Origin of the sequence: Knoellia sp. LjRoot47 (assembly GCF_964253435.1) — a bacterium.
Taxonomy (GTDB): domain Bacteria; phylum Actinomycetota; class Actinomycetes; order Actinomycetales; family Dermatophilaceae; genus Knoellia.
In genome coordinates, this window is sequence record NZ_CAXUQS020000001.1 from 2,787,558 (window position 1) to 2,804,376 (window position 16,819).

Annotated in this window: 17 protein-coding genes; 15 read left to right on the forward strand and 2 right to left on the reverse strand. The window is 71.4% G+C overall.

The genetic code is table 11. The features are described 5' to 3' along the window. Positions 1 to 5: 5 nt before the first annotated feature. Positions 6 to 1,583 (reverse strand): FMN-binding glutamate synthase family protein, encoded by a 1,578-nt coding sequence (locus ACSQ11_RS13465; RefSeq protein WP_436006200.1) that lies wholly within the window; start codon positions 1,581 to 1,583, stop codon positions 6 to 8. Positions 1,584 to 1,688: 105 nt separating this feature from the next. Here ACSQ11_RS13465 and ACSQ11_RS13470 point away from each other — a divergent pair, with 105 nt between their 5' ends. The 7 genes from ACSQ11_RS13470 to ACSQ11_RS13500 all read left to right on the forward strand — a co-directional run bounded on the left by ACSQ11_RS13470 (position 1,689) and on the right by ACSQ11_RS13500 (position 6,278). After that, positions 1,689 to 2,558 (forward strand): intradiol ring-cleavage dioxygenase, encoded by an 870-nt coding sequence (locus tag ACSQ11_RS13470; RefSeq protein WP_436006202.1) that lies wholly within the window; start codon positions 1,689 to 1,691, stop codon positions 2,556 to 2,558. 39 nt (positions 2,559 to 2,597) lie between these two features. Beyond that, entirely contained in the window at positions 2,598 to 3,188 is a 591-nt protein-coding gene (locus tag ACSQ11_RS13475; protein WP_436006204.1) for an NYN domain-containing protein, read from the forward strand. An 81-nt stretch (positions 3,189 to 3,269) separates the two neighbouring features. Continuing rightward, entirely contained in the window at positions 3,270 to 3,830 is a 561-nt protein-coding gene (gene efp, locus ACSQ11_RS13480; RefSeq protein ID WP_436006206.1) for an elongation factor P, read from the forward strand. An 18-nt stretch (positions 3,831 to 3,848) separates the two neighbouring features. Then, positions 3,849 to 4,259, forward strand: a complete 411-nt coding sequence (gene nusB / locus ACSQ11_RS13485; RefSeq protein WP_436006208.1) for a transcription antitermination factor NusB — start codon at positions 3,849 to 3,851, stop codon at positions 4,257 to 4,259. Continuing rightward, positions 4,256 to 4,753: a GNAT family N-acetyltransferase gene (locus ACSQ11_RS13490; protein ID WP_436006210.1), complete on the forward strand. Its 498-nt coding sequence runs from the start codon at positions 4,256 to 4,258 to the stop codon at positions 4,751 to 4,753. Before nusB ends, ACSQ11_RS13490 begins: the two co-directional genes overlap by 4 nt. A 161-nt stretch (positions 4,754 to 4,914) precedes the next feature. After that, positions 4,915 to 5,502: a dihydrofolate reductase family protein gene (locus tag ACSQ11_RS13495; RefSeq protein WP_436006212.1), complete on the forward strand. Its 588-nt coding sequence runs from the start codon at positions 4,915 to 4,917 to the stop codon at positions 5,500 to 5,502. After that, positions 5,499 to 6,278, forward strand: coding sequence for a methyltransferase domain-containing protein (locus tag ACSQ11_RS13500; protein ID WP_436006214.1), 780 nt, complete (start codon positions 5,499 to 5,501; stop codon positions 6,276 to 6,278). The genes ACSQ11_RS13495 and ACSQ11_RS13500 overlap by 4 nt, the downstream gene beginning before the upstream one ends. Here the strand turns inward: ACSQ11_RS13500 and ACSQ11_RS13505 are convergent. Then, entirely contained in the window at positions 6,259 to 6,441 is a 183-nt protein-coding gene (locus ACSQ11_RS13505; RefSeq protein ID WP_436006216.1) for a hypothetical protein, read from the reverse strand. The genes ACSQ11_RS13500 and ACSQ11_RS13505 overlap by 20 nt on opposite strands. Before the next feature lie 207 nt (positions 6,442 to 6,648). Between ACSQ11_RS13505 and pyrR the strand changes: the two genes are divergently transcribed. From pyrR to pyrF, 8 genes are read left to right on the forward strand one after another with little or no spacing between them, the layout of a single operon-like run. After that, positions 6,649 to 7,242, forward strand: coding sequence for a bifunctional pyr operon transcriptional regulator/uracil phosphoribosyltransferase PyrR (gene pyrR / locus ACSQ11_RS13510; protein ID WP_436006218.1), 594 nt, complete (start codon positions 6,649 to 6,651; stop codon positions 7,240 to 7,242). A gap of 20 nt (positions 7,243 to 7,262) precedes the next feature. Beyond that, the gene (locus tag ACSQ11_RS13515) at positions 7,263 to 8,252 is read left to right on the forward strand and encodes an aspartate carbamoyltransferase catalytic subunit (RefSeq protein ID WP_436006786.1); all 990 of its coding nucleotides are present in this window, start codon (positions 7,263 to 7,265) and stop codon (positions 8,250 to 8,252) included. Beyond that, a complete protein-coding gene (locus ACSQ11_RS13520; protein WP_436006220.1) occupies positions 8,249 to 9,541 on the forward strand; it encodes a dihydroorotase in 1,293 nt (430 codons plus the stop codon). Before ACSQ11_RS13515 ends, ACSQ11_RS13520 begins: the two co-directional genes overlap by 4 nt. Further along, positions 9,538 to 10,698 (forward strand): glutamine-hydrolyzing carbamoyl-phosphate synthase small subunit, encoded by a 1,161-nt coding sequence (gene carA / locus ACSQ11_RS13525; protein ID WP_436006222.1) that lies wholly within the window; start codon positions 9,538 to 9,540, stop codon positions 10,696 to 10,698. The genes ACSQ11_RS13520 and carA overlap by 4 nt, the downstream gene beginning before the upstream one ends. A gap of 1 nt (position 10,699) precedes the next feature. Further along, entirely contained in the window at positions 10,700 to 14,017 is a 3,318-nt protein-coding gene (carB, locus tag ACSQ11_RS13530; protein ID WP_436006788.1) for a carbamoyl-phosphate synthase large subunit, read from the forward strand. After that, positions 14,014 to 14,925 (forward strand): dihydroorotate dehydrogenase electron transfer subunit, encoded by a 912-nt coding sequence (locus ACSQ11_RS13535; protein WP_436006224.1) that lies wholly within the window; start codon positions 14,014 to 14,016, stop codon positions 14,923 to 14,925. Before carB ends, ACSQ11_RS13535 begins: the two co-directional genes overlap by 4 nt. Continuing rightward, positions 14,925 to 15,887 (forward strand): dihydroorotate dehydrogenase, encoded by a 963-nt coding sequence (locus ACSQ11_RS13540; RefSeq protein ID WP_436006226.1) that lies wholly within the window; start codon positions 14,925 to 14,927, stop codon positions 15,885 to 15,887. Before ACSQ11_RS13535 ends, ACSQ11_RS13540 begins: the two co-directional genes overlap by 1 nt. Next, complete coding sequence (pyrF, locus tag ACSQ11_RS13545) at positions 15,884 to 16,780, forward strand: orotidine-5'-phosphate decarboxylase (RefSeq protein ID WP_436006228.1); 897 nt, start codon at positions 15,884 to 15,886, stop codon at positions 16,778 to 16,780. The genes ACSQ11_RS13540 and pyrF overlap by 4 nt, the downstream gene beginning before the upstream one ends. Positions 16,781 to 16,819 lie beyond the last annotated feature (39 nt).

The window sequence follows — 16,819 nt, forward strand, 5'->3', positions numbered from 1 at the left end:
GGGCCTCAGGTCGTCGCGGTCGCGGACTCCGGTGCCTCGACGTCGCGGTCGCGCTCGGGCCACATGATCGCGGTGATGTCGCGCGCCAGGTCGGGTCCGAGCGCGCCCCACCCGGGCTCGTAGCCGTAGACCTCGCGCAACGGTGTGCCGACCCGGTTGCCGTCGAGGATCTCCACGGCGTCGGCGTCGATGAGCCCGGGGTGGGCGACCCCACACGCCTCCGAGACCTTGAGCAGGTCCCGCCGCAGGGTCTGGAGGTAGTTGGCGACGCGCACCGACTTGAGTGCCGGGTCGAGGCCGTGGGCAAGCCACGCGTCCTGGGTGGCCACGCCCGTGGGGCAGCGGTCGGTGTGGCACTTCTGCGACTGGATGCACCCGAGGGCGAACATGGGCTCGCGGGCGACGTTGACCATGTCGGCACCGAGCGCGAAGGCCACGAGCGCGTTCTCGGGCAGGCCGAGCTTGCCGCTGCCGATGAACGCCAGGTCGTCGGTGAGCCCGGCGCGGGCGAAGGTCGAGTACACCCGGGCGAACCCGACTCGTAAGGGCAGGGCGACGGTGTCGCTGAAGACGAGCGGCGCTGCTCCGGTGCCGCCCTCGCCGCCGTCGACGGTGACGAAGTCGACCCCGCGCGACCGCCCCGACATCTGCTCGGCGAGCTGCTCCCACAACTCCATCTCCCCGACCGCGGACTTGATGCCGACGGGCAGACCGGTCTCCTGGGCGATCCGCTCGACCCAGTCGAGCATGCTGTCGACGCTGTCGAACTCGGCATGCCTCGAAGGGCTCGCGCAGTCCTGCCCCATCGGTATGCCGCGGATCCGGCTGATCTCCTCGGTGATCTTCGCGGCCGGCAGGAGTCCGCCGAGTCCGGGCTTGGCGCCTTGGCTCAGCTTGACCTCGATCGCCTTGACCGGTGCCGACTGGACGAGGTCCTTGAGCCGCGCGAGGTCGAAGCGGCCCTGCTCGTCGCGGCAGCCGAAGTAGGCCGTGCCGATCTGGAAGATCAGGTCACCGCCCTGGCGGTGGTGGTCGGCCAGCCCGCCCTCGCCGGTGTTGTGGAGCGCGCCGGCCAGCGCGACCCCCTTGTTGAGCGACTCGATGGCGTTGCCGGACAACGACCCGAAGCTCATCGCCGAGACGTTGACGACCGAGCCGGGGCGGAACGCGTGGGTCCGTCCGCGAGGTGCGCCCAGCACCTTGGCGCCCGGCAGGTCGACGGCGTCGTCGTGCCCGTGTGCGACCGACGTCGACGGCGCGGACGGTGCGAACGTCCGGTGCTTGACGATGACGTAGCCCTCGGTGTTCTCGACGTCGTTGTCGGTGCCGAAGCCCACATAGTTGTTTTCGCCTTTTGAGCTCGCGTAGACCCACGAGCGCTGGTCGCGCGAGAACGGGCGCTCCGCGTCGTTGCTCGTGATGATGTACTGCCGCAGCTCGGGCCCGATCTTCTCCAGCCAGTAGCGGGCGTGCGCGATGACGGGGAAGTTGCGCTTGAGCGAGTGCTTCTTCTGGGTGAGGTCCCGGGCGGCCACCCCGGCCAGTCCGACGACGACGGCTCCGACCAGCGACTTCGCTCTCATGCCCGGCAGTCTGCACCCGCGGCGGCCACCGGCGGGGGAGGCGCTCACAGCGACCGCACAGCGGGGTCATGGTCGGGTCCGGGGCGCGGCCGCCAGAGTGTCGGCATGAGCCCACGACAGAGCCCCCAGCAGCCCCACCCCGACCACGACCGCGGCCTCGAGTTCGACGTGGCCACGCTCCTCGACCGGCGACGCGCGCTCGGCCTGTTCGGCGGCGCCGGGCTGCTGGCGCTCGCGGGCTGCGCAGACGCCACGACGGGCTCCTCGTCAGGCACGTCCGCCGGCTCCGCGTCGGCCTCCGCGACGGCGAGCGCCTCCGCCTCGTCGACGGCGAGCACTTCAGGGGTGAGCAGCGAGGTACCCGACGAGACCGGCGGCCCCTACCCGGGCGACGGCAGCAACGGTGCCAACGTCCTGGACGACTCGGGGATCGTCCGCTCCGACATCACGAGCTCGTTCGGCACCTCGACGACGAGGGCTGAGGGCGTCCCGCTCACGGTGAACCTCACCGTCACCGACAGCGCGAACGGGTATGCCGCGATGCCGGGCGTCGCGGTCTACCTCTGGCACTGCGACCGGGACGGCAACTACTCGATGTACTCGCAGGGTGTCGAGAACGAGAACTACCTGCGCGGGGTGCAGCCGACGAACGACACCGGGACGGCGACGTTCACGACGATCTTCCCCGCGGCATACATGGGTCGTTGGCCGCACATCCACTTCGAGGTCTACCGGTCCACGGCCGAGGCGACGAGCAGCGGCCAGATCGTCAAGACCTCGCAGCTGGCCCTGCCCGAGGCGGTGTGCAACACGGTCTACGCGACCGCGGGCTACGAGCAGAGCGTGCGCAACATGTCGCAGACCTCGCTGACGTCCGACAACGTCTTCGGCGACGACGGCGGGATCCACCAGCTCGCGACGGTGACCGGCGACGCGTCGAGCGGGTTCGTCGCCAACCTCACGATCGGGGTCTGACCCGAGGCACGGCTCGTCCGTGCACCTAGACTCCGGACCATGGCAGCCGCGCAGTCCACCGAGAGCGACGAGTCCGAGGTCACGACCTACCTCCTCGTCGACGGCGAGAACATCGACGCCACCCTCGGCACCTCGATCCTCGGCCGACGGCCGCAGCCCGACGAGCGGCCCCGGTGGGACCGGCTCGTCGCGTTCGCCAGGGAGGCGTGGGGCCAGGAGGTCCGCGGCCTGTTCTTCCTCAACGCGTCGACGACGATGCCGATGTCGTTCATCCAGGCGCTCACCGCGCTCGGCTTCCAGCCGGTGCCGCTGTCCGGCGACTCCGACGTCAAGGTCGTCGACGTCGCCATCCAGAAGACGCTGCGCGCGATCAAGGACCGCGACGCCGACGTCATGCTCGTCAGCCACGACGGCGACTTCCTCACCGAGGTCGAGTCGCTCCTCGAGGACGACGACCGGCGGGTCGGTCTCATGGCGTTCCGCGAGTTCCGCAACAGCGGGTTCACCGCGCTCGAGGCCGATGGGCTCGAGAGCTTCGACCTCGAGTACGACGTCAAGGCGTTCACGTCGTCGCTCCCGCGCATCCGCGTCATCCCGATCGACGAGTTCGACCCGGCCCAGTTCCTCTGAGCCTGCGCGGATTCGGGGTGCGGGCGTCCGGCGGATAGACTTCCGGGCGATCTCCCGACCCTCAATGGAAGCGACTGTCACGTGGCATCGACGAACGACCTCAAGAACGGCCTCGTCCTCAACCTCGAAGGCCAGCTCTGGTCCGTCGTGGAGTTCCAGCACGTCAAGCCCGGCAAGGGCCCGGCCTTCGTGCGGACCAAGCTCAAGCACGTCCTCTCGGGCAAGGTCGTCGACAAGACGTTCAACGCCGGCACCAAGGTCGAGACGGCCAACGTCGACAAGCGCACGATGCAGTACCTCTACAACGACGGCACCGACTACGTCTTCATGGACGGTGACACGTTCGACCAGATCGCGGTAACCCCGGCGATCGTCGGTGACGCGGCGAAGTTCATGCTCGAGAACCAGGACGCGATCGTGGCCCGCCACGAGGGCAACGTGCTCTTCATCGAGCTCCCCGCCTCGGTCGTCCTCGAGATCCAGTACACCGAGCCCGGCCTCCAGGGCGACCGCTCCACCGGCGGCACCAAGCCGGCGACGCTCGAGACCGGCGCCGAGATCGGTGTCCCGCTGTTCCTCAACACCGGCGACAAGGTCAAGGTGGACACCCGCGACGGGTCCTACCTCGGCCGCGTCAACTGATCGGCAGCTGCTCTCCACATGGCAGCCCGCACCAAGTCGCGCCGGCGCGCGATCGACCTCCTCTTCGAGGCCGAGCAGCGCCAGCTCAACGCCAGTGAGCTCCTCAAGGAGCGCCTCGCCACCCCGGTGACCGAGGCCCCGCTCAACGAGTTCACGGCCGACCTCGTCTCCGGCGTCGTCGACCATTGGACCCAGATCAACGACCTGCTCACGACGTACTCGCAGGGCTGGTCGCTCGACCGCATGCCCGCCGTCGACCGCGCGATCCTGCGGGTCGGCGCGTTCGAGGTGCTCTTCTCCGAGGTCCCCGAGGCCGTGGCGATCAGCGAGGCGGTGGCGCTCGCGACCGAGCTCTCCACCGACGACAGCCCGAAGTTCGTCAACGGGCTGCTCGCCCGTCTCGCCGAGGTCAAGCCGACCCTGGCGTGACCTCGCACGTCCGACCCGCGACGGCCGCCGACCTCCCTGGTCTGGCGGCCGTCGAGGCGTCCGGGGACCGGCTCTTCGACACGGTCTTCGACGGCGTCGACTGGCCCCCGCCGGAGTCGGGTGAGGCGCGTGCTGCGCGGGCGGGCTTCCTCCTCGTCGTCGGCGACCCCGTCGTCGGCTTCGCCCACGTCCTCTCCCTCGCGCAGGGCTGGCACCTCGAGCAGCTCGTCGTCGACCCGGCCCACGGTCGCCGAGGGCTCGGGTCGGCTCTCCTCGATGCCGTATGCCGTGAGGTCACCTCCCGCGGCGGCGACCGGGTCAGCCTGCGCACCTATGCCGACGTGCCGTGGAACGCGCCGTTCTACGGTCGCCACGGGTTCGACCCGCTCACGCCCGAGCCGGACTGGATGACGCCGATGCGCGAGGCCGAGGAGCGGATGGACCTGATGCGCTTCGGGCGCCGGGTCGCCATGGTGCGACGACTCGCTGACTGACCCCGACAACCCGCGGCCCGGCCCCACCGGCGCCTGGCGCCGGTTGTCGGGGGTCGCTCGCGCCGTCGGGGGCAGCGCGCGGCCCGACGACGCAGGGTGGCCCCGACAACCCGCGGCCCGGCCCCACCGGCGCCTGCGACCGCCTGACAGGATCTGGCGTCATGCGCAGACTCGTCTACTACGTCGCGACCACCCTCGACGGCTTCATCGCCGGCCCGGACGGGGGTGACCCGAGCGCGTCGGACTTCTTCCCGATCACGCCCGACGTCATCGAGTACATCGTGACGCACTATCCCGAGACCCTGCCCGGCCCCGCGCGCGACGCCATGGGCATCGACGGCGAGGGAACGCACTTCGACACCGTCATCGAGGGGCGCGCCTCCTACGACCTCGGCCTGGCGGCGGGGCTCGACGACGCCTACCCGCACCTGCGCCACCTCGTGGTGTCGACCACCCTCGCCGGCCGCGACGACCTGCCCGTCGAGGTCGTCGCCGGCGACCCCATCGAGCGGGTGCGCGAGCTCAAGGCCGAGGACGGAGGGAAGGACATCTGGCTCGTCGGTGGTGGCACCCTCGCCCACGCCCTCCTGCCCGAGGTCGACCGGCTCGTGCTCAAGGTCAACCCCTCCGTCATCGGTGCCGGGACCCCGCTGTTCGCAGGGGACTTCAGCCACGCCCGGTTCGAGCCGGTGGAGCAGGTCGACCTCGCCGGCGGCGTCCGCGTGGTCACCCTCGACCGGGTGCGATGAGCGGGGCCGACGAGCACCTCGACGCCTGGGAGGCGTGGAAGGCCTCACCGTGGGGACGGATTCGCTTCGCGCTCGTCGCCGACGCGCTCGACGAGGCGGTCGCCTCGCTGGGCAGCGCGCCGCTGCGGATCCTCGACGTCGGCGGTGCCGACGGCTTCGAGACCCTCCCGTATGCCGTCCGCGGACACTCGCTCACCGTCGCCGACCCCGCCGAGGGCTTCCTCGACCGTGGCCGGGCCGAGGCCAGACGGCTCGGCGTGGAGGACAGGGTCCGCTGGACCACCGCGGGACTGGACGACCTCTCGGGGACGGGCGAGACGGCATACGACGTCGTGGTCTGTCACTTCGTCCTGCAGTACCGCCCGGAGGGAGCGCTCGCCGGCGACCTTGCCGCCCTGGCCCGGGTGACGAGGCCCGGGGGAGTCGTCTCGGTGGTCTGCCCCAACGATGCCGGCGCGGTGCTGCGGACGCTCACCCGTCAGGGGCCGGCGGCCGCGCGCGCCGAGCTGGGGCGGGCGACGCAGCGCAGCCACACGTTCGAGCACGAGTCGCGCAAGCTCTCGCTCGACGAGGTCGTGACCGGGATGGCCGCGGTCGGTCTCGTCGAGGAGTCGTGGCTGGGCGGACGGGTGGCCAACGACCTCGTCGCCGACGACGACGCCAAGCACGACCCGGCCTACTTCGACGAGCTCCTCGCGCTCGAGCGCGAGTTCTGCCGACGCGACCCCTACCGCCAGGTGGGGGCGTTCTGGCAGGTCACCGCGCGGCGGACGTGACCGGTAACCGCGCTCCGAAGACGACCTCGGGCCACGCGGCCTGGGCGAGCCAGGCGCGGTAGGCCTCGACGTCGGCGTCCGCCGGGGGGAACAGCGGCGCGCGTGCGGGGGAGGCGGCGCAGGTGTCCGCGGAGTCGGGTGTCGTGAGCGGCTGCGGGTGCACGGTGCCTCCTTCGGCGTGGGAGCGGTGTGCGGCCAGTACATCACATGACGTTGGGTCAGGCATAGCACTGAGTTATGTGTTCCCCAACCGTGGACGCGCCGGGGAGCCGGGTTGGGGAGCGGGCGGGGCACTCGCTACAGTGATCGCGACCGACCGACATCCTTTAACGACCTGTCCAGTGAGGCAGGGAAGGAGGTCTCGACACTGATGTGTCCTGACGCACCTGTGCCCACCCGCTCCTCGAGCGAGACCGACCCCGCAGACGACGGGAGGACGGTCCTCGGAGCGGCCGACATCTCCCGGGCCCTGCGTCGCATCGCCCACGAGATCCTCGAGGCCAACAAGGGCTCCGACGGCCTCGTCCTCCTCGGGATCCCGTCCCGCGGCGTCCCGCTCGCCCGCCGGCTCGCCGCGATCATCGCCGAGTTCGAGGGCAGTGAGATCCCGGTGGGCAGCCTCGACATCACGATGTACCGCGACGACCTGCGCCGCCAGCCGACGCGGGCGCCGATGCCGACCCAGATCCCGGACGCCGGCGTCGACGGCAAGACGGTCGTCCTCGTCGACGACGTCCTCTACAGCGGCCGCACGGTGCGTGCCGCCCTCGACGCGCTCGCCGACCACGGCCGCCCCGCCGCCGTGCGCCTCGCGGTCCTCGTCGACCGCGGCCACCGCGAGCTGCCCATCCGCGCCGACCACGTCGGCAAGAACCTCCCCACCGCCCAGACCGAGAAGGTCCGGGTGCGGCTCGCCGACTTCGACGAGGCCGACAGCGTGACGATCACCGGAGGTGCCCGATGACCACCGCGACACAGGCGGGGATGCCGCGCCACCTGCTCTCGATGGCCGACCTCGACGCCGGGGCCATCCGCACCGTCCTCGACACCGCGGCCCAGATGCACGACGTGCAGAAGCGCGAGGTCAAGAAGATCCCGACGCTGCGCGGACGCACGATCATCAACCTCTTCTTCGAGGACTCCACCCGCACCCGGAGCTCGTTCGAGATCGCCGGCAAGTGGATGAGCGCCGACACGATCAACATCACCGGCAAGGGGTCGGCGACCTCCAAGGGCGAGTCGCTGCGCGACACGGTCCGGACCATCGACGCCATGGGGGTCGACGCGTTCGTCATCCGCCACGGCGCGTCCGGCGCCTGCCACCAGGTCGCCGGCTGGGTCGATGCGCACGTCATCAACGCCGGTGACGGCACGCACGAGCACCCGACCCAGGCCCTGCTCGACGCCTACACGATGGAGCGGCGGCTCGGCTCGCTCGAGGGCCGCCACGTCGCCATCGTCGGCGACCTCGCCCACTCGCGGGTCGTGCGGTCCAACCTCATCTCGCTGCAGCGGCTCGGCGCCCACGTCACGCTCGTCGCGCCGCCGACGCTCATGCCGAGCGGCATCGGGGCCTGGGCCGAGCGCGACGGGTTCGCGCTGAGCCACGACCTCGACGCCGTGCTCCAGGGCCGCGAGGGCAAGGCCGTCGACGCGCTCATGATGCTGCGCGTCCAGAAGGAGCGGATGAGCGGCGGCTACTTCTCCACCGCACGTGAGTACACCGTCGGCTACGGGCTCACCCGGCCCCGGCTCGCCGACCTCGTCGAGAGGAACCCCGAGATCGTCATCTGCCACCCCGGCCCCATGAACCGCGGGCTCGAGATCAGCGCCGATGCGGCCGACGCCGCCCAGAGCCTCGTCCTCGACCAGGTGAGCGCCGGTGTCGCGGTGCGGATGTCGGTGCTCTACCACCTGCTCGCGGGCGAGGACACGCCCACGGTGGGCACCACGAACGAGGGGAGTGCGGCATGAGCGACCTGCTCATCACGGGGGCACGACTCCTCGGGGGCGAGGCCAAGGACGTCCTCGTTCTCGGGGGCACGATCAGCGAGGTCGGCACCGGACTCGAGGCGCCGGGCGACGTCGAGCGGCTCGACGCCGACGGTCTCGCCCTGCTGCCGGGCTTCGTCGACCTCCACACCCACCTGCGCGAGCCGGGCCGCGAGGACGCCGAGACCATCGCGACGGGTGCGGCCGCGGCCGCCGCGGGCGGCTACACCGCCGTGCTGGCCATGGCCAACACCAACCCGGTGACCGACACCGCCGAGGCTGCCGAGCGCGTCCTCGACCTCGGTCGCGACACCGAGCTCGTCGACGTCCAGCCGATCGGCGCGGTGACCAAGGGCCTCGCCGGCGAGGAGCTCGCCGAACTGGCCCTCATGCACCGCTCCCGCGCCGGCGTCCGGGTCTTCTCCGACGACGGCCGCTGCGTCTCGGACGCGCGCCTCATGCGGCGCGCGCTCGAGTACGTCCGCGCGTTCGGCGGCGTCGTGAGCCAGCACAGCCAGGACCCCGACCTCGCCGGCCCGAGCGCCTGCTGCCACGAGGGTGAGCTGAGCGGTCGCCTCGGCCTGCCCGGGTGGCCCTCGGTCGCGGAGTCGAGCATCATCGCCCGCGACGCCCAGCTGGCCCGCCACACCGGCTCCCGCGTCCACGTCGCGCACGTGACGACCGCCGAGGGGGTCGAGGTCGTGCGCTGGGCCAAGGCGCAGGGCATCGACCTCACCGCCGAGGTCACGCCCCACCACCTTCTGCTCACCCAGGACCTGCTCAGCGGCTACGACCCGACGTTCAAGGTCAACCCCCCGCTGCGCCCGAGCGAGGACGTCGAGGCGCTGCGGGCGGCCCTGGCCGACGGAACGATCGACGCCGTCGCCACCGACCACGCACCGCACGCGCGGCACGACAAGGAGCACGCGTTCGTCGACGCCGCCTTCGGGATGCTCGGTCTCGAGACCGCCTTCGCCGTCGTCCACGACACGATGGTCCGCAGCGGCGCGCTCGACCTCGCGACGCTGGCCGACCGCATGTCGACCGCGCCGGCCCGCATCGCCGGGCTGTCCGGTCACGGCGGCGCGATCGAGGCGGGAGCGCCCGCCAACCTCGTCCTCGTCGACACCGAGGCGAGCCAGACCGTGGACGCCGCAGCGTCGAAGTCGCTGTCCCGCAACAATCCGTGGCACGGCATGAGCTTCACCGGTGCCGTCCACTCCACGATCCTGCGCGGACGGCTCACGTCCACGCTCCAGGGAGCCTCATGAGCAGCCACACGCACACCCGCGAGCCCGCCGTGCTCGTCCTCGAGGACGGCCGCACCTTCACCGGGAGCGCCTACGGACACCGCGGCGAGACCGTCGGCGAGGCCGTCTTCTGCACCGCGATGACCGGCTACCAGGAGACCCTCACCGACCCGAGCTACCACCGCCAGGTCGTCGTCATGACCGCGCCGCACGTCGGCAACACCGGCTGGAACGACGAGGACGACGAGTCCTCGCGCATCTGGGTCTCCGGCTACGTCGTCCGCGACCCCGCCCTGCGCCCGTCGAGCTGGCGCTCGCGGCGCACCCTCGAGGACGAGCTCGACGCGCAGGGCGTCGTCGGCATCTGCGACATCGACACCCGCGCCCTGACCCGGCACCTGCGTGAGCGCGGCGCCATGCGGGTCGGCATCTTCTCCGGCGACGACGCCCGTATGCCGTCCGACCGGCTCCTCGAGCGCGTCACCTCCGCGCCCCTCATGGAGGGCTCGGCCCTGGCCCAGGAGGTCAGCACCGACGAGACCTATGTCGTGGAGGCGGTGGGGGAGAAGCGCTTCACGGTGGCCGCGGTCGACCTCGGCATCAAGTCGATGACGCCCCACCAGATGGCCGAGCGCGGCATCGAGGTGCACGTCCTGCCCGCCACCGCGACGGCCGACGACATCCGCGCCGTCCAGCCCGACGGCGTCTTCTTCAGCAACGGACCGGGTGACCCGTCCACCGCCGACCACGAGGTCGGTGTGCTCCGCGAGGTGCTGAGTGCGTCGATCCCGTTCTTCGGGATCTGCTTCGGCAACCAGCTGCTCGGACGCGCGCTGGGCTTCGGCACCTACAAGCTCAAGTACGGCCACCGCGGCGTCAACCAGCCGGTCATGGACCGCAGCACCGGCAAGGTCGAGGTGACCGCGCACAACCACGGGTTCGCCGTCGACGCCCCGCTCGACCGCGACACCGACACCGAGTTCGGCAGCGCCCGCGTCTCGCACGTCTGCCTCAACGACGACGTCGTCGAGGGGCTCGAGCTGCGTTCTGCCGCAGGCGATCTCACGGCCTTCTCGGTGCAGTACCACCCGGAGGCGGCAGCGGGACCGCACGACGCGGCATACCTGTTCGACCGGTTCGTCGATCTGCTCAACTCGACCAAGAAGGTGAATGCCTGAGATGCCGAAGCGCGACGACATCACGAGCGTCCTCGTCATCGGGTCCGGCCCGATCGTCATCGGCCAGGCCTGCGAGTTCGACTACTCCGGCACCCAGGCCTGCCGGGTGCTGCGCGAGGAGGGCGTGCGCGTCATCCTCGTCAACTCCAACCCGGCGACGATCATGACCGACCCCGAGTTCGCCGACGCGACCTACATCGAGCCGATCACCCCCGAGGTCGTCGAGAAGATCATCGACAAGGAGCGCCCCGACGCGGTGCTCGCGACCCTCGGTGGCCAGACGGCGCTCAACTGCGCCATCGCGCTTCACGAGGCCGGCGTCCTCGAGAAGTACGGCTGCCCGCTCATCGGCGCCAACGTCGAGGCCATCCAGCTGGGTGAGGACCGCCAGCTGTTCAAGGGGGTCGTCGAGCGCTGCGGCGCCGAGAGCGCCCGCTCCGTCATCGCCCACACGATGGACGAGGTGCTCGCCGCCGCCGACGAGCTCGGCTACCCGCTCGTCGTCCGCCCCTCCTTCACCATGGGTGGGCTCGGCTCCGGCTTCGCCGACGACGAGACCCAGCTGCGCCGCATGGCCGGCGCCGGCCTCCAGGCCAGCCCCACGACCGAGGTGCTGCTCGAGGAGTCGATCAAGGGCTGGAAGGAGTACGAGCTCGAGGTCATGCGTGACCACCGCGACAACGTCGTGGTCGTCTGCTCCATCGAGAACCTCGACCCGATGGGCGTCCACACCGGTGACTCGATCACCGTCGCCCCCGCGCTCACCCTCACCGACCGCGAGTACCAGCGGATGCGCGACATCGGCATCGCCGTCATCCGCGAGGTCGGCGTCGACACCGGCGGCTGCAACATCCAGTTCGCCGTCAACCCCCGCGACGGCCGCATCATCGTCATCGAGATGAATCCGCGCGTCTCGCGCAGCTCGGCGCTGGCGTCGAAGGCGACGGGCTTCCCGATCGCCAAGATCGCGGCGAAGATGGCGATCGGCTACACCCTCGACGAGGTCCCCAACGACATCACCCGCGAGACCCCGGCGAGCTTCGAGCCGAGCCTGGACTACGTCGTCGTCAAGGTGCCGCGGTTCGCGTTTGAGAAGTTCCCGGCCGCCGACGACACCCTCACGACGACGATGAAGTCGGTCGGCGAGGCCATGTCGATCGGGCGCAGCTTCACCGAGGCGATGCAGAAGGCCCTGCGCTCGACCGAGCAGAAGGGCTCGTCCTTCCACTGGCGCGGCGAGGCGCTCACGCGCGAGGAGGCGCTCGAGCTGCTCACGGTGGCCGTGCGCCCCACGGACGGCCGCATCGTCACCGTCCAGCAGGCGATGCGCGGCGGTGCGACCGTCGAGGAGACGCACGCCGCCACCGGCATCGACCCGTGGTTCCTCGACCAGATCGAGCTGCTCAACGACATCGCCCGCGAGCTGGGGGAGTCGGCCGAGCTCACGCCGGACCTGCTGCGGCTGGCCAAGCGACACGGCTTCAGCGACGCGCAGCTCAGCGAGATCCGTCGTATGCCGGAGGCCGTGGTCCGCGGTGTCCGTCACGCCCTCGGCGTACGCCCGGTCTTCAAGACCGTGGACACCTGCGCGGCCGAGTTCGCGGCGCAGACGCCGTACCACTACAGCTCCTACGACGAGGAGAGCGAGGTGGCTCCGCGCGAGCGTGAGGCTGTCCTCATCCTCGGGTCGGGCCCGAACCGCATCGGTCAGGGCGTCGAGTTCGACTACTCGTGCGTGCACGCGAGCTTCGCGCTGCGCGACGCGGGCTACGACACGGTCATGGTCAACTGCAACCCCGAGACGGTCTCGACCGACTACGACACGTCGAGCCGGCTCTACTTCGAGCCGCTGACGCTCGAGGACGTGCTCGAGGTCTACCACGCCGAGAAGCAGGCGGGCCCGATCGCTGGTGTCATCGTCCAGCTCGGCGGACAGACGCCGCTCGGCCTCGCCCGCGCGCTCAAGGACGAGGGCGTGCCGATCGTCGGCACCTCGCCCGAGGCCATCGACCTCGCCGAGGACCGTGGCGCCTTCGGGCGCGTCCTCGCAGAGGCGAAGCTGCCCGCGCCCCAGCACGGGACGGCATACAGCGCCGCGGAGGCGCTCGAGGTCGCGCAGGGGATCGGCTACCCGGTCCTCGTGCGCCCGTCGTACGTCCTCGGCGGTCGCGGCATGGAGATCGTCTACGACGACGACACCCTCGTGACCTACGTCGAGCGCGCGACGAACGCCTCGCCCGAGCACCCGGTCCTCGTCGACCGCTTCCTCGACGACGCCATCGAGATCGACGTCGACGTCCTCTACGACGGCACCGAGATGTACCTCGGTGGCGTCATGGAGCACATCGAGGAGGCCGGCATCCACTCCGGCGACTCCGCCTGCGCACTGCCGCCGGCCACCCTCGGCAACGCCGAGATCGAGCTCGTCCGCGAGTCCGCCCGCCGGCTGGCCCAGGGCATCGGCGTCGTCGGGCTGATGAACGTCCAGTTCGCCCTGGCGCAGGACATCCTCTACGTCCTCGAGGCCAACCCGCGCGCGTCGAGGACCGTGCCGTTCGTCGCGAAGGCGACCGGGGTCGCCCTGGCCAACGCCGCGAGCCGGATCATGCTCGGCGCCACCATCGCCCAGCTGCGCGAGGAGGGCGTCCTGCCGCCGAGCGGGGACGGTGGCACGCTGCCGCCGCACGCGCCGATCTCGGTCAAGGAGGCCGTGCTGCCCTTCCACCGCTTCCGCACCGCCGACGGCACGATGGTCGACTCCCTGCTCGGGCCGGAGATGCGCTCCACCGGTGAGGTCATGGGGATCGACTCGACGTTCGGGCGAGCGTTCGGCAAGAGCCAGCTCGCGGCATACGGAGGGTTGCCCGACAGCGGCACGGTCTTCGTGTCGGTCGCCAACCGCGACAAGCGCGCGATGCTCTTCCCGGTCAACCGGCTCGTCGACCTCGGCTTCACCGTCGTCGCCACCTCCGGCACCGCGGACGTGCTGCGCCGCAACGGGATCCCCGCCGAGGTCATCCGCAAGATCACCGAGAGCGAGGGTGACGCGCAGGCGAGCGACGCCCGCACGATCGGCCAGCTCATCCTCGACGGCGAGATCGCGATGGTCATCAACACGCCGACCGGGCAGAGCGCCCGCGCCGACGGCTACGCCATCCGCGCGGCCGCCAACACCGCGGACGTCCCACTCATCACGACGGTGCAGGAGTTCGCGGCCGCGGTCCAGGCGATCGAGGCGCTGCGACGCGGCGACCTCACGGTGACCTCGCTCCAGGAGCACGCCCGCAACCTCGACCTCATGCAGGTGGCCGGCCGATGAGCACTGGTCGACCCGAGGGTGCCGCCGCCCGTCCCGGCAGCGGTGTCGTGCAGGTCCAGGGGGAGGTCATCGCGACCCGGCGCGTCGGCGCCTACCACCACCTGACGATCGTCGCGCCCGGCGTCGCCGAGCTCGCGCGCCCCGGCCAGTTCGCCGCTCTCGCCGTGGGCGGGCCGACGACCGGCAACCTGCTGCGCCGCTCGTTCTCGATCCACAAGGTCAGCCCGTCGGGCACCTATGGCGGGACGCTCGACCTCGTGCTCGCCGCCAAGGGTCCGGGCACGCAGTGGCTCACCGCGCTGCGTGCGCACGACACGGTCGACGTCGTCGCCCCGCTCGGCCGACCGTTCCCGCTGCCGACCGAGCCGGTCGCGACCGTCCTCGTCGGCGGCGGCTACGGCTCGGCGCCGCTGTTCTGGCTCGCCGACGTGCTGCGCGAGCGCGGGTGCAGCGTCGAGATGGTGCTCGGCGCCGCCTCGGAGGACCGGCTGTTCGGCGTCGTCGAGGCCCGGCGTGCCGCCGACGGCGTGACCGTGACGACCGACGACGGGTCCGCCGGGCACAAGGGATGGGTCAGCGACGTCCTGCCCGAGGTGTTCCGGCGCACCGGCGCTGCCGTCGCCTACGCCTGCGGACCGATGGGGATGCTCCAGTCGGTGACGCGGGTCGCGGCCGAGCACGGGGCCGTCGCCCAGGTCGCCGTCGAGGAGTCGATGGCGTGCGGTGTCGGCGTGTGCATGACCTGTGTCATGCCGGTGCGCGACAAGGCCGGGGTGACCAAGATGGTGCGCTCCTGCGTCGAGGGCCCGGTCTTCCGTGGTGACCGCATCCGGTGGGGGGCCTTCCACGACGGTGTCTGCGGGGTCCCCGAGGACACGGTCGGTGCGCCGAGGGTGGGAGGACACTGATGGCCGTCGACATGTCCGTGACGTTCACCGGCCGCACCCTGCCCAACCCGGTGATGACGGCCTCCGGCTGCGCCGCCAACGGTCGTGAGCTCCACCGCTTCTTCGACGTCTCGCACCTCGGGGCGTTCGTCACCAAGACGGTGATGATGGACCCGCGCTCGGGTCGTGGCACGCCGCGCATGGCCGAGACGGCCTCCGGGATGCTCAACTCGATCGGCCTGCAGGGTCCCGGCATCCACGCCTTCGTCGAGAACGACCTGCCGTGGCTGAAGTCCGTCGGCGCGCGGGTGCTCGTCTCGATCGCCGGCAACACCGCGGGGGAGTTCGCCGACGTGGCACGCGTCCTCGCCTCCAGCGACGCCTTCGACTGCGTCGTCGGGGTCGAGGTCAACATCTCGTGCCCCAACGTCGCCAACCGCGGTCTCGTCTTCGCGAACGACCCGCTCGCCTCCGGCAAGGTCATCGCCCTCGTGCGCGAGCAGCTGCCCCGCGACGTACCGATGTTCGCCAAGCTCACGCCCGACGTCACCGACATCGTCTCGATCGCGGACGCCGCGGTGAAGTCCGGCGCCACCGGCCTGACGATGATCAACACCCTCCTCGGGATGGTCATCGACACCGACCGGCTCCGGCCGCAGCTCGGCGGGATCACCGGTGGGCTCTCGGGTCCGTCCATCCGCCCGGTCGCCGTCCGCGCGCTGTGGCAGGTGACCGCCGCCATGCGCGACGGGCGCTTCCAGACGGTGCCGCTCATCGGCGTCGGGGGAGTGCGCACCGGACGCGACGCGCTCGAGCTCATCGCCGCCGGCGCCACCGGCATCCAGGTGGGCACCGCGACCTTCAACGACCCGACCGCACCGCAGCGCGTCCTCACCGAGCTCGAGGCGCTCGCCGAGTCCCACGGCGTCGCCCGCATCACCGAGCTCGTCGGGGTCGCGCACGACAGGATGGTGATCCCGTGAGCACGACACCCAGCCACGCAGCAGCGGCCGCGGAGGCGGCCACGACCTCGACCTTCGGCCAGCGGCTGCGTGCGGCCACCGCTCAGCACGGCCCGCTGTGCGCCGGCATCGACCCGCACCGGGCCCTCGTGGAGTCGTGGGGGCTGACCTACGACCTCGACGGCCTGCGGTCCTTCACCAGGTCCTGCGTCGAGGCCTTCGCCGGGCACGTCGCGATCGTCAAGCCGCAGTCGGCCTTCTTCGAGGTCTTCGGGTCCGCGGGCATCGCCGTGCTCGAGGACGCCATCCGTGAGCTGCGTGCCGCCGGCACGCTCGTCCTGCTCGACGCCAAGCGTGGCGACATCGGCTCGACGATGGCCGCCTACGCCGAGGCCTACCTCGGTGCCGGCGCCGTCTCGCCCGTGGACGCGCTCACCGCCAGCCCCTACCTCGGCTACGAGTCCCTGCGACCCGCGCTCGACACCGCTGCGGCCAACGGCCGCGGGCTCTTCGTGCTCGCCCTGACGTCGAACCCCGAGGGCGCCTCGGTCCAGCACGCCCGGGCCGGTGAGCTCAGCGTCGCGGGATCGATCGTGCACGGCGCCACTGCCGAGAACACCCCGGCGGCGGATGCCGGCGACCTCGGCAGCACCGGCCTCGTCGTCGGCGCCACGGTGGGCTCGGCGGTCCAGGACCTCGGGCTCGACCTCGCCTCGGTCAACGGTCCGCTGCTCGCCCCGGGTGTGGGCGCTCAGGGCGGCACGGCCGACGACCTGCGACGAGTCTTCGGCGACGCGCTGGGCAACGTGCTGCCCGCGAGCAGCCGCGAGGTGCTCGCCGCCGGGCCCGACGTCACCGCGCTGCGGGACCGCGCGGGCCGGACCAACGAGGCCATGGCGGCACTGCTGTCCTGACTCGTTCTCGGCAGAGCACGCAGGCCGAGCGGGTCAACC